Here is an 18,353-nt window from a genome sequence, read left to right on the forward strand (position 1 = left end):
ATGCGCATCTACTGTGGCGGCAGCCGAGGAAGGTTTGACCACGTCGTTTGCCATGATCCGCCTCGCAGACCAGAGCGTGGTGATCGATCTCGAAGCAGTACAAAAGCTCGGCCTCGACGACTATGCAATGGAAATATTGGCACATGAAGTTGGTCACCATGTGTTAGCCCCAGCGAACGCAAGCGATCATTTCCGACTGCTCGCCACTATTCGCAAAGGCCTGCCAACCCTGGAAAAACATGCGGCGATGGTCGCCAACCTTTATACAGATCTCCTGATCAACGACCGATTGCAACGCCAGGGCCGCCTGCAGATGCACACGATTTACCAGAAGCTCCTCGCCGGCCAGCCAGCTATGACCAAAGCGGGCGTTTGGGCCCTGTATATGCGGATTTACGAGCGCTTGTGGACACTAGAATCCGGCAGCCTCGGTGTCGCGGTAGACGATCCGCTGTTTGAATCCCACTCCTGGCTCGGCGCGCGCCTGGTACGGGTTTACGCCAATGACTGGCTCACCGGCGGCGCCCGCTTCGCAGCCTTGCTACTGCCCTATCTCCACGAAGCGGCAGAAGAAGAGGCCGCGGCTCTGGAGCGTCTGCACGACACCCGGGAAGCCGGCCTCGATTGCGAACCCTGCGGCTTGGTTGACTATGGTGATGGCGAATTGCAAGACCCGATTCACCCGGTGGAAGACCCTTTGATCAACGACAACCTCGATAAAAGTCCCGAGGTCCCAACTCCCCAAACGACCGATGCCAACACGCCCGGCCGTGGCCAGCGCCGTGAACCCTTCGAATACGGAGAAATACTGCGCGCCGCCGGCCTCAAACTCAGCGATGCTGATATGGCGGTACGCTATTACCGCGAGGCGGCATTGCCGTACCTGATTCCTTTTCCAAAGTCCAAGGTACCTCAGCGCCAGGAAGCGCAGATGGAGGGACTAGAAGCCTGGGAGCTCGGCGATGCGCTGGATGACATTGACTGGCTCGCCAGCCTCAGCCTTTCGCCTCACGCGGTGCCAGGTGTCACGACAATGAAGCGGCACTATGGATTGGCTCCTGGCAACGAGCCAGCCAGCAAACCTATAGACCTCGACATCTATGTGGACAGCTCCGGCTCAATGCCAAACCCGCAGCAACGCATATCTTACATGGCACTCGCCGGTGCGGTGATCTGCCTGTCCGCCCTTCGCGGCGGCTCGCGCGTGCAGGCGACGCTGTGGAGTGGCAAAAATCAGTTCACCAGTACACCGGGATTTGTACGTGACGAAGAAGCCATTCTGCGTATTCTTACAGGCCACCTCGGCGGTGCCACAGCATTTCCGATTCACAAACTGCGCGAAACCTTCAGCACACGTGCCGAACACGAACGCGACTGCCACATCCTGCATATTTCCGATGACGGCATCACCACCATGTTCGACGACGACGAGCGCGGCAACAGCGGTTGGGAGGTCGCTGCACAGGCGCTCCAACGTGGTCGGGCTGGAGGTACTATGGCACTCAACCTCTGGCAAGACTGGCAGACGAGCAATACAAAAGTCAGCCAGGATCTGCGTCGGGCCCGGATCGAGCAAGGCTGGCAGATTCACATGGTCAACGACCTGCCACAACTGCTCGACTTTGCACGTGAGTTCAGCCGACGCCACTACGGGGACCGCAAGCAGGAGCGCCTTGATGCCAGTCGCGATGGCCCATTCCCTCGGGCTTTCGCCAAACATGGAGCCCGTCCATGAAACTGATCGGACCGCCGTTGCAAACGATCCTGCAGCGAGTCACTGAATGCCCCGCAGATTTTCTCGACGAACCGCGTATTGGTAGCCAGGGGCGGCTCGAGGTCGCCTCTCTGGTTGGCGATTGTTTGCGCCTCGCTGGCTATCGCGCCAGCGCCATGGAATTGAAAGGCTTCGGCAGTAGGTGCAAAAACGCAGATCGAAAACACCTGCAATTTGTAGCGCTGTGCGTATGGCTGCTCGACGCCAAGTGGTTTCGCCAAGCCCAGCTTGAAGGATTTAGTTTACTGAACTTACTGCAGCAAGACATGGCAGAGTTCGCTCAATCCAGCCATGTAGACAAGTGCCTGCATGACGCCGAGCGGCGCGAAGAGTTTTCCCGTTATGTACTGGCGCGCCTGGGCTTTCGCCCGGAAGGCGAAAGTGAATCCCAGGCCAGCGACCGCTTAAGTGCACTGTCTAGTATCGAACGTCAGCGTCTGTTAAAAGAAAGCCAAGAGGCCGAACGCCGCGCCCGCGAGATTCGCGAAGCCCTCGCCCGAAAAGCAGCCGCAGAATCTGCCGATAAGTGGACGCGAGAATGACCACCTATACCGACCCAGAGCGTTATCCCACTCTGAGTGATGCCGGTGCCCAAATGCTCAAATTTCTGCGCGAGCACCCACAGGCCCCCCACTATCGCAATCAAAGTGGCAATCGCCTGCTGCCCCAGGATTTGATTGCCCTCGAGGCCTTTGAACAGGAGATGTCGACGCGCCGCCCGGATTGGACTCCACAACAGCGCCCGCTATGGTTGGACGGCTTCGTCGCGCGGGTCTGGCGCGAAGTGCCCTACTATCGGGCACAGGGGAGAAATCCACACTTTGTTGATATTGCGCCCGTCAGCCGCGCCGACTTCAGCCGAGATATTGCAGCCTTCGTACCCGACAGCGTACCTACCGAACGCATGATCAACTTCCAAACAACCGGTACCAGCGGCAACCCCCTGGTGCTCGCCTCACACCCCCGTGTTGCCGCCAGCTATCTGAGTTTTCACCGGCGGGCACTGCGCCGCTTTGGTATCGAGTTGACACCCGGGCCACAACGGGTCGGTGTAGTACTGGTCGGTTTTCAGCAACAGTGCTTCACCTACGTGTCGGTTACCCCGCAGCTGGGTGAATCCGGGCTCGCCAAGATCAATTTGCACCCCAACGACTGGCGAGACCCTGCAGATCGTGCCGCCTATCTAGACGCACTGAACCCCGAAGTCTACACCGGTGACCCGCTGTCCTTTGCGGAACTATTGAAATTACCTTTAAAGACGCGGCCGCGCGCACTCATTTCCGTAGGCATGATGCTGTCTGAAGGAATGAAAAAAAAGCTTGAGAATCATTTTTCCGCGCCAGTGCTCGATATCTATTCCATGAACGAGGCTGGCCCAATCGGTGTGTACGATGAAGCGCTCAATGGCCACCTGCTGTTACAGCCGGATCTCTACGTGGAAATCCTCGACCCACAGGGTCAGCCCGTCGCCGTGGGCGGGCGCGGCGAAATCACACTCAGCGGCGGTTTCAATTTCTGTCTTCCGCTATTACGCTATCGCACCGGTGATTTCGCCACATTGAGATACCACCCCGAAGGGCCATTACTGGCCGACCTGGCCGGCCGGAAACCCGTCAGCTTTCGCGCAACCAACGGCCGTTGGTTAAATAACATTGATGTCACCCATGCGCTGCGGTTATTACCTTTAGCGCAATTCGCTTTGCACCAGAACAGCGACGCAACATTGCATCTGAGATTGGCACCCGCTTCCATGATCTTTGCCGAAGCCGCGCGTCGCGCATTACAAGCATTGTTAGGTACAGTAGCCATTACCATCAGTGCCATTGATAGCGAAGACAAAGTATTACAGTACACAACCGACCTCAAAGGTGTCCCAGACTAATGACAACGCTGGAAATCGCCGCAAGCGTAACAACAAGTATTTCCATTCTTCTCGCTGGGCGCAACAGCGTGCACACCTGGTGGACAGGAATCATCGGCTGCGTATTATTTGGCATGCTGTTTTATCAGGCCAAGTTATACGCCGACGTGGTTTTGCAGCTGTTTTTTATTGGCACCAGTATATTCGGCTGGTGGCAATGGCTGTATGGTGAAGGAGGGCAGGAAAAATCAATACGTCGGGCAGGTTTCAAGAGGGTCGCGGTATTGGCGCCCACCGGTGTAGTCGTTGCCACCGCCTATGGGATTCTGCTTCACACGTTCACTGACGCCTACGGGCCCTTTCTCGATTCCGGAATTCTGGTTTTCAGTGTCATTGGCCAATGTCTGCTAATGCAACGACAGCTGGAGTGTTGGCTATTCTGGCTACTGGTCAACACCATTGCCGTACCTCTGTATGCCAGCCGCGAGCTCTACCTCACCGCATTCTTATACAGTGCCTATTGGATTAACGCGATCCTTGCCTACTACTACTGGCGAAACCAAATCACCTCAACAGAAAAAATAACGTCTGCAGTTGCCAATGCTACCTGACACTAAGATATTCAAGCGCGGCCTGGTTGTTGGCAAATTCAGCCCCCTACACCTGGGCCATGAACACCTGATCAGCCAGGCGGAAGCAGAATGTGACGAGCTGGTTCTACTCAGCTGGAGCAAGCCTGAACTTCCTGGTTGCGAGAGCAATCGCCGCCGAAACTGGCTGCAAAAACGCTTTGCCCATTTGCCGGCATTGGTATTGGACGATCATGCACTGCAGCAGCTTGCCCAAGACCACAGCATCAATGCACCACGACTGCCTGACAACGACGCACCCGACACTGAATCACGCCACTTTGTGGGCTGGGTGTGCGAAAAGCTCCTGCACTATCGTCCCGATGTGATATTCACCAGCGAAGATTACGGTGATGGCTTCGCTGAAGAACTGACACGATATTTTCTCGAGCGGGAGAATGATACCCCTAAAATTGTGCACCGCTGCGTTGATAAAGCCCGCCAGATCGTACCCATTTCCGGTACAGCTCTTCGCCAGGACCCTCATACACTGAGCGCGTTTCTCGCACCCGAAGTCTATGCCGACTTCGTTGAGCGCATCGTGCTTCTGGGGGGTGAATCAACAGGAAAAACCACGCTAGCTGCAGCACTGGCAAAGGTACTTAATACTCACTGGGCGGCCGAATACGGTCGCGAGCTGTGGGAGGCCCAAAATGGCCACCTCCAATATTCCGATATGCTACATATAGCGCAGAAGCAGATTGCCCGTGAAGAAACGCTAGCGGCATCTGCCAGGCGCTTCTTAGTTTGCGACAGCAGCCCACTCACCACGTATTTCTACTCGCTCGTCATGTTTGAGCGTGCCGAACCGGAGCTGGTTCAACTCGCTGAACGCCCCTACGCACAGGTATTCCTATGTGCCGCCGATTTTGAATTTGTCCAGGATGGGACACGGCGCAACAATGAGTTCAGGCTCACCCAGCAGCGTTGGTATCAGCAACAGCTCGCGGCACGAGGCACTCCCTACACTCTTTTGCAGGGTAATGTCGAACAACGCGTACAGCATGTTTTGATGGTGCTCGACGCACCCCGCTCTCCCAATTTGGCTTGATTCCGACCGTTTCTCTACAGTGCCAGCGCTCTTGCCGCTCAGCGCCGGCACTAGTGGTCCATACGGAAAGTTGTGTTACTGTTCGACAGTCAGCCTGCGGGCTGGATAAAGCGGAAGTCTTTTACATCAATATAGTTTTCCGCGTTCACCTGCGCCGCGTCGTCGGTGCGCACAAACAACCCGACCTTGGCGCCGACCCAGCGCCCGCGGCGGGCCTGGAACAGCTCCGCCAGCGCACGGAAACGACCATTTTCCATCTGGTAACTGAACACCGTCTGCCCGCCGTGACTGACGGTCATACGCAGGGTCAGTTCGCCGGCTTTCACCCGGGCATGCGGCTCAAAGTGTTCGGTACAATCTTTGCGCGCATCGCGGCAGCTCACCTCCCCAATTTCCACCTCACCGGTGCCCGGCAGATTGCGGAAGCCAATCCAGGCGTAATCCTCGCCGAACATCAACAGGCCGCCATCCGCTTCACCGAGCGTCTCGGGAATATCGAACGTGGTTTGCACAATAAACTCCGGAGCCGGCAGTTTCTGCAATAGCAATGAAGGCTGCATCCACAGGTTGTCACCTTCCGGATCTACACTTTGTTGCGCGAACAACCGCAGGTAACCTTTGCGCTCTTCCAGGCTGTACCAGTTTTTGTCGTAGTTGGCATTCCACTGCCACTGCAGCGCCAGTTCATCACCGGAAAACTCGTCCACAAACGGCAGAGTTTTCACCGGGCTCGGTTTGCTCACTTCAGGCTTGCGGTAGCTGGTGACCGGGTTGCCCACGCCGTCACCGTCTTCGTCGACACCGATCACCGGCCAGCCGTCTTTCCACTGCATCGGCTGCAGATGCACAATGCGGCCGTAGGGACCGCGCGCCTGGAAGTGGATGAACCAGTCTTCACCCGCCGGCGTGTGCACCCAGGCTCCCTGATGCGGGCCGTTGGTGATACTGTCGCCCTGCTCCATCACGATGCGGTCTTCATAGGGGCCGTAGATATTTTTAGAGCGAAAAACCGACTGCCAACCCACAGGTACGCCACCGGCGGGGGCGAACACATAGTAGTACTCACCGCGCTTGTAGAACTTTGGCCCCTCCAGGGTACGGTAGCCTTCCAGCTCGTGACCATTGATGACAACTTCACCCTCCACTTCCACCTCGGTGCCATCGGCGGACATTTTGTGCAAAGTCAGGATATTGTTTTTACCCGAACGACTCTTGGCCCAGCCGTGTAACAGGTAGGCCTGGCCGTCATCATCCCACAGAGGTGTGGGATCGATGATGCCCTTGCCCGGCAGTATCAGTTTCGGTTCGCTCCAACCGCGCTTGGGATCGGAAGTGTTGGTCATGTAGATACCGTGATCCGGGTCTGGGAAAAAAATCCAGAGCTTGTCATCGTGGTAACGAATATTCGGCGCCCAGATGCCGTTGCCGTGTTGGGGCTTCGCAAACAGTTCCGCTGGGCTGTTCTTGTCAACCGCGTAGCCCGTCAGCTCCCAGTTCACCAGATCCGTTGAGTGCAGAATCGGCAAGCCGGGGGAGGCATTAAAGCTCGATGCCGTCATATAGAAATCATCCCCCACTGCTACCACATCCGGATCGGAATAATCTGCGTACAGAATCGGGTTCTGATAGTGGCCGTTGCCGAGGTCGGCCTGCCACAGACGATTGGCGGCGGCCGGTCGCGAGACCTGAGTCTCAGCTCGCTCATCCGACGGCGACGGTTTATCGCAGCCAGTAACGAATACACTCATTGCACAGGCCAAAAGGCCGAGAGAGTTTCTAACGGGTTTCATCATCTGTCTCACTCCAGTTTTTATTGCTCTTTATTTTTCCAGCTCCAGGCTTGCGAGAATGAACGGACCCACACCTTTGGGGTCGTTATCCCGTACCGGCTCACTGATGTAATACTCGAAAGAACCGTCGCGATAGGGGTCACCACCGAGGCCCGCCACAGCGCAGTTCTGCATCAAGTGCACTTCGCTATCATCCGCGTCAATGCGGATCAGGTTGTCCAGCATGCCCTGGTAACTCTCCTCGGCCAGGGCCCGGTAGCGCGCCGGCAGATAACCGCGATTTGCGCCCTTGGCCATGGCGTAGACAAACATCACGCTACCAGTGGCTTCCAGATAGTTGCCCTCCCGGTCGCCCTGATCCGTCACCTGGTACCAGAGCTTGGTTTTGTCATCGCGAAACTTCAGGGTGGCGTCCAGCACCTGTTGCAGGTAACCGGAAAGGACCTCCCGCCCCGCGTGTTGCTCCGGGAAATACTCGATCGCATCCACCAGTGCCATCACATACCAACCGATGGCGCGGGACCAGAAGTTGGGCGATACGCCACTGTCCGGGTTTGCCCATTTCTGCTCGCGGCGCTCGTCCCAGGCGTGGTACGGCAGGCCGGTTTCAGGGTCTATGTGGTGCCGCATCACCAGATCGAACTGACGCTGAACATCGTCGAAGGCGGCAGATCCAGCGCTGCTTGCCTGCAGGTACTGGGCGTAGAACGGCGCCCCCATATACAAGCCGTCCAGCCACATCTGATGGGGATAGCGTTGCTTGTGCCAAAAGCCGCCCTCACTGGTACGGGGCTGGCCTTCGAGCTGCGTTTTCAGCGTTTGCAATGCCTTGCGGTAACGGGGGCTGGGGTGCTGCTGCTCCAGAAACAACAGCATCCGGCCTGGCGTCAGGTGGTCGATGTTGTAGTTTTTGAGTGAGTAGGTCGCGATATTGCCTTCTTTGTCGAGCAGGGTATCGGCGTAGTCGCGGATGTAGTCTAGGTAACGCTTATCCCCGGTTTTTTCATATAACCGCTGATAGGCGATCATCATCAGGCCGTGGGTGTAGTTCCATTTGGGCGTTTCGCGGAAGTCGATTTGCCAGGACTGCGGATTGCGCTGCATATCGGACAGGGCCATGCGCTCGGCCCAACTCATATCCTCGGAGCGCGGGACGGCGGCAGCCGTCGTCGCCACCAGGGCTGCGGCCACGATCATCACACCCACAATGAAAACGTTTACATTTCTGATCATACTTCTGCGCCTGTGAACTTATTGTTTTTGGGATTGGTTTGCTCAAGGTGAAAAGGAAGGTGCCGGCACACACCTTATTGTCAAATTGACAACAAAGACAGGCAATTCAGCTCTCTTGTCGGCGAATCACTATATTTGGCCTGACCACAAATGTAAACCGGGCGACCATCGAATTTTGATGGTCACCAGAAGGGGCAAGCCCTGGACAAGTAGTGAACACCGCAACCAGGAAAAGGCGGCGGGCAGAACAGTTCGGCGGTACCTGGTACCGCCGACTAAGTGAATATTCAGTATTTGATACTGCAACCGTATGCGCGGGACGACGCCACTTCTACTGCGCCGCCCGTCAATGAAGCATCCAGCGCAGCCGCCACATAATTGGCAGAGCTGGGAATCACCGCGGGATTGGCTGAGTCGTTATCGTCGATTGCTCCCGCATAAACCACCAGCCCTTCCGGATTGATGATGAACATATGCGGTGTTGTCTTGGCGCCATAGGCGCGACCCATGCTGCCATCGGCATCCAGTAGGAACGGCGCGCTGGCATTGAGGTTGTGACTCGCGGCCACTTCTGCTGCCTGTGCCGGCTCCAGGTAACCCTGCTTGCCCTTGGCCGACGAGATGACCGTCAGCCAATTGATATCCTGGCCGGTGTACTTTTTCTGCAGCGCCTGCATGTTGCCGCTGCCGTAGTGTTTTTTCACATAAGGGCAGTCTTTGTTGAACCACTCCAACACCAGCCACCGGCCCTTGTAATTCTCAAGGCTGTGGGTTTTTCCGGCGGCGTCTACTTCGGAAAATTCCGGAGCCTTGGCGCCGGGTGTTGCGGCGGCCATCGCCAACACCGGTACCGCAAGCATAAGGGCACACACAATGTTGAACAGGTGCCGTGCACGATTGTTTTTCATGATCATAGTGAATTCCTCTTCTCTTTTACTTACCTGTTATCTATTTACCTGTTATCAAACTACTCATTGTCTGAGCGTGACGATTCGGCAAACAGCGCCTCAATCATGCTCGCCTGCAAAATCTGTGGCAGCAGCACCGGCGACTTTTCTCCCGGAGCATACCAGGCATATACCGGAACCGAGTTCCGTCCCAGCTCGGCCAGCGCGGCGGTAATAGCCGGGTCCTGATCCGTCCAATCCGCCCGTACAAGATAGACATTATTTTTTGCAAACAACGCAGCAGTCTCATCGGTATCGAGCACCAGCTTTTTGTTGACCTGGCAGGTGATACACCACGCAGCGGTGTAATCGATAAAAACACCCTGCCCCCGCGCCAACGCCGCGTCAATGGCCGGCCTGTCGTAGGGCTGCCAACCCCGCGGCACGGAATTCCCCACGGTTATCGCCGGCCCACGCTCCCCCTGCAGATGGTCGGCTGCAATCAACCCGAGAGCAACCACCACGAACACCGACAGCCACGCGAAAAGTTTGCCAATCCGGTGCAGGTGTTGCGACAGCCACAGAGCGAACACCACTGCCAGCAGCACCAGACTGCCCAAGAGCCAGCCATCTTCCCCGACGAGACGCCCCAGCACCCACAGCAGCCAGATCACCGTGATGTAGAGCGGGAAGGCAAGAAACTGGCGCAGGGTTTCCATCCAGGGACCGGGCTGCGGCAAACGTCGCAGCAGCCTGGGAAAAAGACACAACAACGCAAAGGGCAAAGCCAGGCCAACACCGAGTCCGATAAAAATTGCCATCGCCGATGGGGTCGGCAAAAGGGTGGCCGCACCGAGCGCCGCGCCCATGAATGGGCCTGTGCAGGGCGCGGCGACGAATACAGCCAGTACGCCAGTGGCAAAGCTGCCACCACGGCTGCGCCCGGCGAGGTTCATCAAGCGGTGGCCGAATTCATACACCCCGCTGAAAGACAGTGCCATCAGCCAGAACAGCAGAATCAATGCCAGAACCACCGGCGCCGACTGCAGTTGAAACCCCCAGCCGATGGCGGCGCCACCGGCGCGCAACGCCAGCAATAATCCGCCGAGCAAGGCGAAGGTAGCCAGTACCCCAGCGCTGTAAAGTAATCCCGTTTTAATACGTTCCGGTGCCGGCGTGCGGCCGCCCATCAACCCGAATAGTTTGATCGACAGCACCGGAAAGACACAGGGCATCAGGTTAAGAATGCCCCCTCCGGCAATGGCGGCAAGAATCAGCAGCCACAAAGGCTGCGCCGGTGCGGATTTCGGCGATGGATTCCGGGTCGACGCCCCGTCGATGGGAATATCATCAAATTGCCAGGCTTCCGATGTCGTGGCCACCACAAAGCCGGTGCTGTCCGTGGCTGGTGCTCCCGGCATCAGGGCGAAGGAGTACGTGATGCGTTCAGCATCGCGTTGAACATCGGGTGCCGACGCCACCAGCAAAGCCCCGTCCAACGGAAACACATGCGGAGTAAAATACTCATCGGAATGGTGACGCAGTGTCAGTCTCAACTGGTCGCTGTCGCGCTGCAGTGTGTCGACCTGCCACGGGCTCTCGGCCGAATTCTTTGGCACCCGCGACAGAAAACGGTCCCGGGCAGCCAGGTCCTGTGGCGACCAGCGGGCGATGTCTCCCACAGGGCGTTCGAGGCTCATGGTGCCAAAGCCGGGGATGCAGTCCACCTTGCATACGAGCCACTCCAGGTTTACATGCAACTTCAGCGGCGCGGATGTCGGCACAACGTCAAACAGATAGGCGACGTCACCCTCGTAGCCCAGATTGGTCAGGTGCTCGATCGGCAATCGCACCGGAAAAGGCCACAGGATCTCGCTGATCTCCGCACTGGCAGAAGAGCGGTCAAACTTCGGCGCTGCCCCTGAATCCCCGGCATTGCGCCAGTACACATGCCACCCCGGATCGACGTCAAAGTAGAGCCCGACAGTATCGCGGCCCTGGCCGAATTGCTCCGGCGCCAGCCAGCGCACGCTGACGTGATCGCCCGCTGCCGTATCCTGAGCCAGTGCCCCCAGCGAAAAACAACAGGTGATCCACAGCAACAAACCGTGAACAATCGTGTTGGATAAGTTCCGTATCAGCACGCGATCCTCGCCTTGGCCCCAGTCTGGGTTGAGATTGCGAATCCCGGCAATCATTCAAATGGATTCCACCTGCGGCTGCAAGCGATGCAATTGTTATGCAAACCAAAAATTGCGAGTAATTCTTATTTTCAAGATGGCGGATTTGAGCGCTCTTCGCGCCATGTCCTCGCTTCTACGTCAGGGCCGTATATCAACAGGAATATCCAGCATGGTCGACACATGGCTGATCTCCGCCGCCAGGCTGGCAACCGCCAGTGCTTCCAGAATGTCCGCATCCGCCACCCCAGTCTCTCTCGCATGGTCAATATATCGTTCACCGTGATCGTGAGGCGACATATTGCCGTGACGGGCGATTTCCAACAGCGCGTGCTCGCGAGGCCCAAGATGCGTGTGGTCCGGATCGGTGCGGAAACGCAGGATTTCATGGGACTCCACCCCCAGCTGCTTGAGTGCGCTGCTGTGCAGGGTGATGCCATAGTCACTGTGCTCGTCGGAAGCGACCATAAGGGCAATCTCTTCTTTTAGCCTGCGGGGCAGATTCCCGGTCAGCATAGTGTGTTGATATCGCCCCCAGAGTTCCGTCAACAGCGTTGGGTTATTGGCATACGCTCTGAACACCGAGGGGATAAACCCCAGTTGAGCGCGGACTTCGTCGAACACGTCGGCTACGCGCTGACCGGTTTCCCGATCAGTTTCACGATATGTCAATGGGACCCTGCTCATTTTTCACCTCCTTAAACCGTCACCGCCCTCAGCGCCGAATCCGCACAAAACCAAATTCAGTTGGCCGCGCCCTAATACTGGATATAATCCCAGCATGAGAAAGATCATCCACTGCGACTGCGACTGCTTCTACGCTTCGGTAGAAATGCGAGACGACCCCAATCTCAGGGGGCGCCCTATCGCCGTGGGTGGTGCAAGCGACCGCCGCGGCGTGATTTCAACCTGCAATTATGAGGCCCGCAGCTTCGGTGTGCGCTCAGCGATGCCCACATCCCAGGCCAAGAAGCTTTGCCCTGACCTGATTGTAGTGCCGGGCAACATGAAAAAATATCGAGAAGTGAGTGCTCAGATACGGGAAATTTTCCTCAGCTACACCGATGCGATTGAACCTTTATCTCTCGATGAGGCTTTTCTTGATGTTACTGATAGCGCTCACTGCAATGGCAGTGCAACTCTGATCGCACGCGAGATTCGCGCACGGGTTTTCAAAGACCTCGGAATCACCATTTCCGCCGGGGTCGCGCCAAATAAGTTCCTCGCCAAAATTGCCAGCGACTGGCAAAAGCCCGATGGGCTCACGGTTATTCGACCGGAGGCAGTGGAGGATTTTGTGCTGCGACTCCCAGTCAAGAAAATTCACGGCGTGGGCCGGGTCACCGCAGATAAAATGCACCGCGAGGGTATTCATACCTGCAGCGACCTGCGGCGCTACTCGCTGGTGGAGCTGGTGCAAAAATACGGTAAATTCGGCAACCGGCTGTACCAGCTCTGCCGCGGCCAGGACGACCGCCCGGTGGCCGGCGACGGATCGCGTAAAAGTGTCAGCGTTGAACATACCTTTACCGAAGACCTGGCCAAACACGCGGAGTGGTTGGAAGAAATGACGGGGTTGTATGGCCGCCTGCAGGAGCGTTTGGAAAAACTCGGCGACCGCTATGAAATTAGTGCCGCCATTATCAAGGTCAAGTATTCCGACTTCACCCAGTCTACCCAGGAACGCGCCAGCCGCGCCGCGCGTATCAGTGAGTTCAAGCAACTTCTGCAGCAGTGTTGGGATAAGCGCAGCGATCCAATCCGACTGCTCGGTGTCGGCGTGAAACTCAAAGATTTACGCGCCGATTTGGGACCGGAACAGTTGCGTCTCCCTCTGCGTGACAGGACCGGTCCGGCAGCCTGAAACTGCTCACTTTTCAGTCTACCCGTGCGCCGGGCCCAATCAGATCCATCCGTGCGAGCAGATAATTCCACGCCACCTTTTGCGCTTATTCACACATGGAACCTTTCCGCCGTACTCAGGTCCAGCGGGCCCGGGCTATACTCCCAACACGGTCTCGAAAGCAGTTTCAACCACAAGTTTCCGATAGCATTTACTGGCACTAAATGAAGCGCGTACTCCCAAGTGCCCTGGTGGGCTGGTTTATAAACTACGCCCGCAGGCTAAAACATCCCCAGCTGTTCAAGTGGATATGCGCACTGTTTTTGATCGACCTGATCGTTCCCGATCTGGTGCCGTTTGTCGACGAACTGCTGTTGGGGCTTGTCACCTTGTTTCTCGCGGCGTGGAAAAAACACTCTCGCGTAGAACAGGAAGGTCCGGCCTCCCGGGATTCTGCCAGACCGGGGAGCGGCCAGAACGAGAAAATAGTCACCGGATACACGGAAGAAGTTACCGACGCAAACAAGACGCCGGAACACCAGGCAGAAAACGGAAAACACTGAGTCAGAGAGTGGTATTCGCTACCGCTGAAACGCGAGCGGAATAAGGTTAACAAACAGTTTACTCGTTTAACGAATTACCTGCGGAACGGAAATGTCCTCGGGGTGTGCAACCGGGTAAGTGGCAATGGGAATTAAAGCCAAGGAGGCAAATCCCATGTTTGCGGACAAGTTGTACAGTCTCAGTGATGAAGACTTGGTCATTCAGTACGGAAATACGCGCAGCCAGAAAGTATTCCGGGAAATCTACCGGCGCTACGGGGATCCCTTGTTCCGCTATTGCGCACAGATGGCCCCGCGTCGATGCGCCCTGCTGATGGAGCAGTTTTGGAATGCCTTTCTACAATCACCACCGCAATTGCACGACCGCCGTTTGAAAAACTGGCTGTATATCCGCGTCAACCGACTGTTGCAGACTTCAGAAGAGTCGCTCCAGACAGCGGAGGCGCAGGACGAATCCCTGTGCTCAGCGCTGGAGAATTCGGAGGTTCTCCGAGCGGTGCAACAGCTGCCCCGCCGCGAGCGCAATGTGTTTCTGTTGTTTACGGAGTGTGGGCTGTCACTGGCGACGGTTGCGGACATCGAAAAGCTACCGCTGGTACTATGCCGGGCTCTGCTGCGGCAGAGCCGCGAGGCAGTCCAGCTCGCGGTGCACGGCAGCGCGCGCAAACCCTGGAAATCCGCCAGTACTATGGCCAGGGAGGCCGCCGCACTTGCCGCCGCGCAGCAGGGCGCAACAAAGCAGGAAACTCAGGGGCCGGCAACGCCGAAAAAACCAGCAACGTTATTCCCCTGGAAAACTGCTCCGGAAATTGCTGTGGCCCATGCCACGCCCGCCGACCGTTCTGTTGAGGTGGTATGAACATGAAACGCGATCACTGGGAGCAGGCCTACCGCCGGGCCAGGGAACAACTGCGCACACCCGAGCCGCTGGAAACAAAAATCCTGGCTGGTATGCGCGCAGTGAAACCTATTCCCAATTCCAACCGTAGAACCAGCCGGCTGCTCTCCCGCACGGCCTCCGGGTTCACTGCGGTGGCCATTGCGGTGGTGTTACTGCACCCGGCGCAGTATCTTGGCGCAACGCCCGATCAACGGATTTCGCCGCAAATCAGCGAGGCCGCTCGTGGTGAACGATTTCGCCAAAAATCCGTTGCGGTTAAAGCCGCAACGGACAGCTGGCAACCACTCCGCCTCGAAGTGAACGCTGGCAATTACATGCAGCTGTGCGCCCACTGGCGTCGCCAACAAGGCGCGGCTACCACCGACGCACTCCCTGACGATCTGGCCGCGGAAGCGCGCAAGCACTGCCGGGTTCTTCATTGATTTACTAACCTGGCCATCGATATTTCAGGCATTATCCGCTATCAATGTGGATCGTGAGCCATGGTCAATACCACCTTGCCTCGCGCGCGGCGCTCACCAATGGCCGCGAACGCCCGGGTAAAGTCGCCGAGATCGTATACTTCGGTCGTCAATGGCTGTAGACGTCCCTGCTGTACATAGCCCAGTAACTCACTGAAGTTCTGCATATTCCCCCGGGGGTCACGCGCCGCCCAGCCCCCCCAGTAAATGCCGAGAATATCGCCGGCTTTGAGCAAAGGCAGGTTGAGCGGCAAGCTGGGAATATCGCCAGCAGCAAAACCGATCACCAGATAGCGTCCGCCCCAGGCAATGGCGCGGTAGGCCTGCTCGGTGTACTCGCCACCCACCGGATCGTAAATCACGTCCGCGCCTTTTCCATCGGTGAGTTCGCGAATGCGGTCCTTCAGACTTTCCTTGCTGTAGTTGATGGTTTCGTCGGCACCCAGATCGCGACAAAATGCCAGCTTTTCATCAGTTGATGCACACGCAATTACCCGTGCGCCCATCAGTTTGCCCAGCTGGATTGCGGTCACCCCTACACCACCGGCAGCCCCCAGTACCACAAGTGTTTCGCCCTCTTTCAACTGTGCGCGCTGTTTGAACGCATAGTAGGAAGTGGCATAGGTGATGCAGAAGCCTGCCGCCTGCTGGAAGTCCAGCTCCGCCGGCATCGGCATCAACAGCTTGTGGTCTACATTGACCGCGTCGGCAAACGCCGCAAGCCCGGGCATGGCGATGACCCGGTCGCCAACGCTAAACCCTTTGACCGATTCACCAATTTCGCGAATGACACCGGCGCACTCGCCACCAGGCACAAACGGCAGTTCGGGTTTCACTTGGTATTTCCCCTGCACCATCAGACCATCGGGGAAATTCACCCCAGCGGCGTGCACCTCAAGCCGCACCTCGTGGGGTTTCAGCGCCGGCAGGGCCCATTCCCGAATATTCAGGTTTTCCACCGGGCCAAAGGCCTCGCATACCAGAGCTCGCATAATTGCGCTCCTTTACTGATTCAGTTTGTCAGACGACTTCAAACAGGCCGGCGGCACCCATTCCGCCGCCCACGCACATTGTCACCACTACATACTTCACGCCACGGCGTTTGCCTTCCAAAAGTGCGTGTCCCACCATGCGCGCACCGCTCATACCATAAGGATGACCGATGGCGATGGCGCCGCCGTTGACATTGAGCTTTTCGTTGTCGATCCCGAGCTTGTCGCGGCAGTACAGCACCTGCACTGCAAATGCCTCGTTCAATTCCCATAAACCGATGTCGTCCATGGATAGACCGGTACGCTGCAGCAGCTTGGGAATCGCAAATACCGGGCCGATGCCCATTTCATCGGGCTCGCAGCCTGCCACTGCCATGCCACGATAAATCCCCAGCGGATTGAGGTTGCGTTGCTCCGCAAGTTTTCCATCCATCAATACCATGGCAGCGGCGCCGTCGGAAAGCTGGGAAGCATTGCCCGCGGTGATCACGCCGTTCTCCCGTACCGGATTCAGGCTGCGCAGGCCGTCGATGGTGGTGGATGGACGGTTGCCTTCGTCGAGCGACAGGGTTACTTGTTCTTGTGACTGCTCACCGGTCTCCCTGTTCACCACAATCTTATTTGTGGTCACCGGTATGATTTCACTGTCAAAAAGACCGGCTTCCTGCGCGGCAGCTGTGCGCATCTGAGATTGCAGGGAATACTCATCCTGCAGTTCTCGAGGGATACCGTAACGTCGTGCCACAATTTCCGCGGTGTCGATCATTGGCATATAAACAGCCGGGTGCATCTCCAGCAATGCCGGATCGGCGACGCGGAAACTGTTCATATGCTCGTTCTGTACCAGAGAGATCGACTCCATACCCCCGGCAATGGCTATGGGGCATCCGTCCTGGGTTATCTGCTTGGCCGCCGTGGCCACCGCCATCAGTCCGGAAGAACACTGGCGGTCGATGGTCATACCGGCAACGGTGGTGGAAAGCCCCGCTCGCAGGGCCACCTGGCGCGCAACATTGGTACCTGTTGTGCCCTGTTGCAGCGCCACACCGAAAATACAATCGTCCGCTTCACCCGCTTCAATGCCAGCACGGGCAATTGCCGCACGCACCGCATGGCTACCGAGACTCGCGCCGTCCAGGTTATTAAACGCACCGCGATACGCTTTGCCAATGGGCGTGCGTGCGGTGGATACAATCACAGCTTCTTTCATGATGGATTCCCTCTGAGTCTCTGTTAATCAGCCGTCCAGTTTGACGCCCATACCCTGGGCCGCCTTCTGGATAAATTTCACGGTCTGATTCAGGCCGCCTACCAGTTCACGCTGCCCCTTCTCATCGGCAATCGCCTCGAGATTGGCAAGCACGTTTTCCGCCGTTTGCTGTTCCGGCGGCAGGTAGATGCCCTCGGTTTCGAGAATCCGTGCTCTGGCGTAAGCACCAGCGCCGGCGCAAAGGATAAATCGGTTGGGTGCGTCCTCAGCCACCAGTGCGATCAGGCCCGCAGTGACGGACTCCGGGGTAAGCAGTTCCAGAGCTTTCGGATCGGGAATGATGTCTTCGGTCATGCGTGTTGCGGCGGTGGGCGACAGGCAGTTCACCTTGATTCCGTATTTCTCGCCCTCGAGATGGAGTGTATTCATCAGGCCGACCACACCGGTTTTAGCAGCGCCATAGTTGGACTGGCCAAAGTTCCCGTACAACCCGGAGGAAGACGTGGTCATCACGATACGACCGTACTGTTGCTCGCGCATGATGTCCCACACCGCTTTGGTGCAGTTGACGCTGCCCATCAGGTGGACGTCCACCACCAGTTTGAAATCGTCCATGGGTGCCTTGGCAAAGGACTTGTCCCGCAGGATACCGGCGTTGTTTACCAGGATATCCACGCGCCCCCAGCGTTCAGCGGCTTCCTTAACCATTTCCTGCACTTGCTGGAAGTCGGTGACATTGGCACCGTTGGCAATGGCTTCACCGCCGGCGGCGATGATTTCCTGTACCACGGTTTCCGCCGCGGTGAGCGAGCCACCGGAGCCATCGCGGGCACCACCGAGGTCATTGACGACTACCCTGGCACCGCGGCGGGCCAGTTCCAGTGCGTGGGAACGACCGAGGCCATTGCCGGCGCCGGTAACAATCGCCACCTGGCCTTTGAAAGAAATAGACATGGTTCTCTCCATCAATACTTATTG

17 protein-coding genes are annotated in these 18,353 nt (G+C 57.2%); 9 read left to right on the top strand and 8 right to left on the bottom strand.

What is annotated here, in order from left to right; genetic code table 11:
* Window positions 1–34 precede the first annotated feature (34 nt).
* From FDY93_RS06245 to FDY93_RS06265, 5 genes are read left to right on the top strand one after another with little or no spacing between them, the layout of a single operon-like run.
* Window positions 35–1,735 (top strand): VWA domain-containing protein, encoded by a 1,701-nt coding sequence (locus FDY93_RS06245; RefSeq protein ID WP_181954059.1) that lies wholly within the window; start codon window positions 35–37, stop codon window positions 1,733–1,735.
* Window positions 1,732–2,316 (top strand): hypothetical protein, encoded by a 585-nt coding sequence (locus tag FDY93_RS06250; protein ID WP_138234886.1) that lies wholly within the window; start codon window positions 1,732–1,734, stop codon window positions 2,314–2,316. The genes FDY93_RS06245 and FDY93_RS06250 overlap by 4 nt, the downstream gene beginning before the upstream one ends.
* Complete coding sequence (locus FDY93_RS06255; RefSeq protein ID WP_138234887.1) at window positions 2,313–3,656, top strand: AMP-binding protein; 1,344 nt, start codon at window positions 2,313–2,315, stop codon at window positions 3,654–3,656. The genes FDY93_RS06250 and FDY93_RS06255 overlap by 4 nt, the downstream gene beginning before the upstream one ends.
* A complete protein-coding gene (gene pnuC / locus FDY93_RS06260) occupies window positions 3,656–4,246 on the top strand; it encodes a nicotinamide riboside transporter PnuC (protein ID WP_138234888.1) in 591 nt (196 codons plus the stop codon). Before FDY93_RS06255 ends, pnuC begins: the two co-directional genes overlap by 1 nt.
* Window positions 4,236–5,315 (top strand): AAA family ATPase, encoded by a 1,080-nt coding sequence (locus tag FDY93_RS06265; RefSeq protein ID WP_138234889.1) that lies wholly within the window; start codon window positions 4,236–4,238, stop codon window positions 5,313–5,315. The genes pnuC and FDY93_RS06265 overlap by 11 nt, the downstream gene beginning before the upstream one ends.
* A gap of 89 nt (window positions 5,316–5,404) precedes the next feature.
* Here FDY93_RS06265 and FDY93_RS06270 read toward each other — a convergent pair whose 3' ends face one another.
* From FDY93_RS06270 to FDY93_RS06290, 5 genes are all read right to left on the bottom strand, one after another.
* On the bottom strand, window positions 5,405–7,108 hold the full coding sequence (locus FDY93_RS06270) for a glycoside hydrolase family 43 protein (protein ID WP_205828085.1): 1,704 nt from the start codon (window positions 7,106–7,108) through the stop codon (window positions 5,405–5,407).
* Between the two features lie 27 nt (window positions 7,109–7,135).
* A complete protein-coding gene (locus FDY93_RS06275) occupies window positions 7,136–8,338 on the bottom strand; it encodes a glycoside hydrolase family 88/105 protein (protein WP_138234890.1) in 1,203 nt (400 codons plus the stop codon).
* Between the two features lie 287 nt (window positions 8,339–8,625).
* A complete protein-coding gene (locus FDY93_RS06280; protein WP_138234891.1) occupies window positions 8,626–9,246 on the bottom strand; it encodes a thioredoxin family protein in 621 nt (206 codons plus the stop codon).
* Between the two features lie 59 nt (window positions 9,247–9,305).
* Window positions 9,306–11,423 carry a protein-disulfide reductase DsbD family protein gene (locus tag FDY93_RS06285; RefSeq protein WP_138234892.1) on the bottom strand — a complete coding sequence of 706 codons (2,118 nt, stop codon included), beginning with the start codon at window positions 11,421–11,423 and terminating at the stop codon, window positions 9,306–9,308.
* A gap of 123 nt (window positions 11,424–11,546) precedes the next feature.
* On the bottom strand, window positions 11,547–12,092 hold the full coding sequence (locus FDY93_RS06290) for a carboxymuconolactone decarboxylase family protein (protein WP_138234893.1): 546 nt from the start codon (window positions 12,090–12,092) through the stop codon (window positions 11,547–11,549).
* Window positions 12,093–12,186: 94 nt separating this feature from the next.
* On the opposite strand from FDY93_RS06290, the gene dinB reads away from it, so the two are divergent.
* The 4 genes from dinB to FDY93_RS06310 all read left to right on the top strand — a co-directional run bounded on the left by dinB (window position 12,187) and on the right by FDY93_RS06310 (window position 15,134).
* Entirely contained in the window at window positions 12,187–13,269 is a 1,083-nt protein-coding gene (gene dinB / locus FDY93_RS06295) for a DNA polymerase IV (RefSeq protein ID WP_138234894.1), read from the top strand.
* Window positions 13,270–13,499: 230 nt separating this feature from the next.
* Complete coding sequence (locus tag FDY93_RS19565; protein ID WP_246068482.1) at window positions 13,500–13,811, top strand: DUF6116 family protein; 312 nt, start codon at window positions 13,500–13,502, stop codon at window positions 13,809–13,811.
* A gap of 124 nt (window positions 13,812–13,935) precedes the next feature.
* The gene (locus FDY93_RS06305) at window positions 13,936–14,670 is read left to right on the top strand and encodes an RNA polymerase sigma factor (RefSeq protein WP_138234895.1); all 735 of its coding nucleotides are present in this window, start codon (window positions 13,936–13,938) and stop codon (window positions 14,668–14,670) included.
* Entirely contained in the window at window positions 14,667–15,134 is a 468-nt protein-coding gene (locus FDY93_RS06310) for a hypothetical protein (protein ID WP_220446115.1), read from the top strand. Before FDY93_RS06305 ends, FDY93_RS06310 begins: the two co-directional genes overlap by 4 nt.
* Before the next feature lie 41 nt (window positions 15,135–15,175).
* Here FDY93_RS06310 and FDY93_RS06315 read toward each other — a convergent pair whose 3' ends face one another.
* From FDY93_RS06315 to FDY93_RS06325, 3 genes are read right to left on the bottom strand one after another with little or no spacing between them, the layout of a single operon-like run.
* Window positions 15,176–16,165, bottom strand: coding sequence for an NADPH:quinone oxidoreductase family protein (locus tag FDY93_RS06315; RefSeq protein ID WP_138234897.1), 990 nt, complete (start codon window positions 16,163–16,165; stop codon window positions 15,176–15,178).
* Between the two features lie 28 nt (window positions 16,166–16,193).
* Window positions 16,194–17,375: an acetyl-CoA C-acyltransferase gene (locus tag FDY93_RS06320; protein WP_138234898.1), complete on the bottom strand. Its 1,182-nt coding sequence runs from the start codon at window positions 17,373–17,375 to the stop codon at window positions 16,194–16,196.
* Window positions 17,376–17,402: 27 nt separating this feature from the next.
* Window positions 17,403–18,329 carry an SDR family NAD(P)-dependent oxidoreductase gene (locus FDY93_RS06325; protein WP_138234899.1) on the bottom strand — a complete coding sequence of 309 codons (927 nt, stop codon included), beginning with the start codon at window positions 18,327–18,329 and terminating at the stop codon, window positions 17,403–17,405.
* Window positions 18,330–18,353: the final 24 nt, after the last annotated feature.

This window comes from Microbulbifer harenosus (assembly GCF_005771435.1).
Taxonomy (GTDB): Bacteria; Pseudomonadota; Gammaproteobacteria; order Pseudomonadales; family Cellvibrionaceae; genus Microbulbifer; species Microbulbifer harenosus.

Excerpts from the sequence above, each read along its gene's own strand:
- FDY93_RS06270 (WP_205828085.1), bottom strand. The coding sequence starts at position 7,108 with ATGATGAAACCCGTTAGAAACTCTCTCGGCCTTTTGGCCTGTGCAATG.
- FDY93_RS06290 (WP_138234893.1), bottom strand. The coding sequence starts at position 12,092 with ATGAGCAGGGTCCCATTGACATATCGTGAAACTGATCGGGAAACCGGT.
- FDY93_RS06310 (WP_220446115.1), top strand. The coding sequence starts at position 14,667 with ATGAACATGAAACGCGATCACTGGGAGCAGGCCTACCGCCGGGCCAGG.
- FDY93_RS06255 (WP_138234887.1), top strand. The coding sequence starts at position 2,313 with ATGACCACCTATACCGACCCAGAGCGTTATCCCACTCTGAGTGATGCC.
- FDY93_RS06285 (WP_138234892.1), bottom strand. The coding sequence starts at position 11,423 with ATGATTGCCGGGATTCGCAATCTCAACCCAGACTGGGGCCAAGGCGAG.
- FDY93_RS06325 (WP_138234899.1), bottom strand. The coding sequence starts at position 18,329 with ATGTCTATTTCTTTCAAAGGCCAGGTGGCGATTGTTACCGGCGCCGGC.
- FDY93_RS06280 (WP_138234891.1), bottom strand. The coding sequence starts at position 9,246 with ATGAAAAACAATCGTGCACGGCACCTGTTCAACATTGTGTGTGCCCTT.
- FDY93_RS06315 (WP_138234897.1), bottom strand. The coding sequence starts at position 16,165 with ATGCGAGCTCTGGTATGCGAGGCCTTTGGCCCGGTGGAAAACCTGAAT.
- FDY93_RS06275 (WP_138234890.1), bottom strand. The coding sequence starts at position 8,338 with ATGATCAGAAATGTAAACGTTTTCATTGTGGGTGTGATGATCGTGGCC.
- pnuC (WP_138234888.1), top strand. The coding sequence starts at position 3,656 with ATGACAACGCTGGAAATCGCCGCAAGCGTAACAACAAGTATTTCCATT.
- dinB (WP_138234894.1), top strand. The coding sequence starts at position 12,187 with ATGAGAAAGATCATCCACTGCGACTGCGACTGCTTCTACGCTTCGGTA.
- FDY93_RS06250 (WP_138234886.1), top strand. The coding sequence starts at position 1,732 with ATGAAACTGATCGGACCGCCGTTGCAAACGATCCTGCAGCGAGTCACT.
- FDY93_RS06265 (WP_138234889.1), top strand. The coding sequence starts at position 4,236 with ATGCTACCTGACACTAAGATATTCAAGCGCGGCCTGGTTGTTGGCAAA.
- FDY93_RS06305 (WP_138234895.1), top strand. The coding sequence starts at position 13,936 with ATGGGAATTAAAGCCAAGGAGGCAAATCCCATGTTTGCGGACAAGTTG.
- FDY93_RS06320 (WP_138234898.1), bottom strand. The coding sequence starts at position 17,375 with ATGAAAGAAGCTGTGATTGTATCCACCGCACGCACGCCCATTGGCAAA.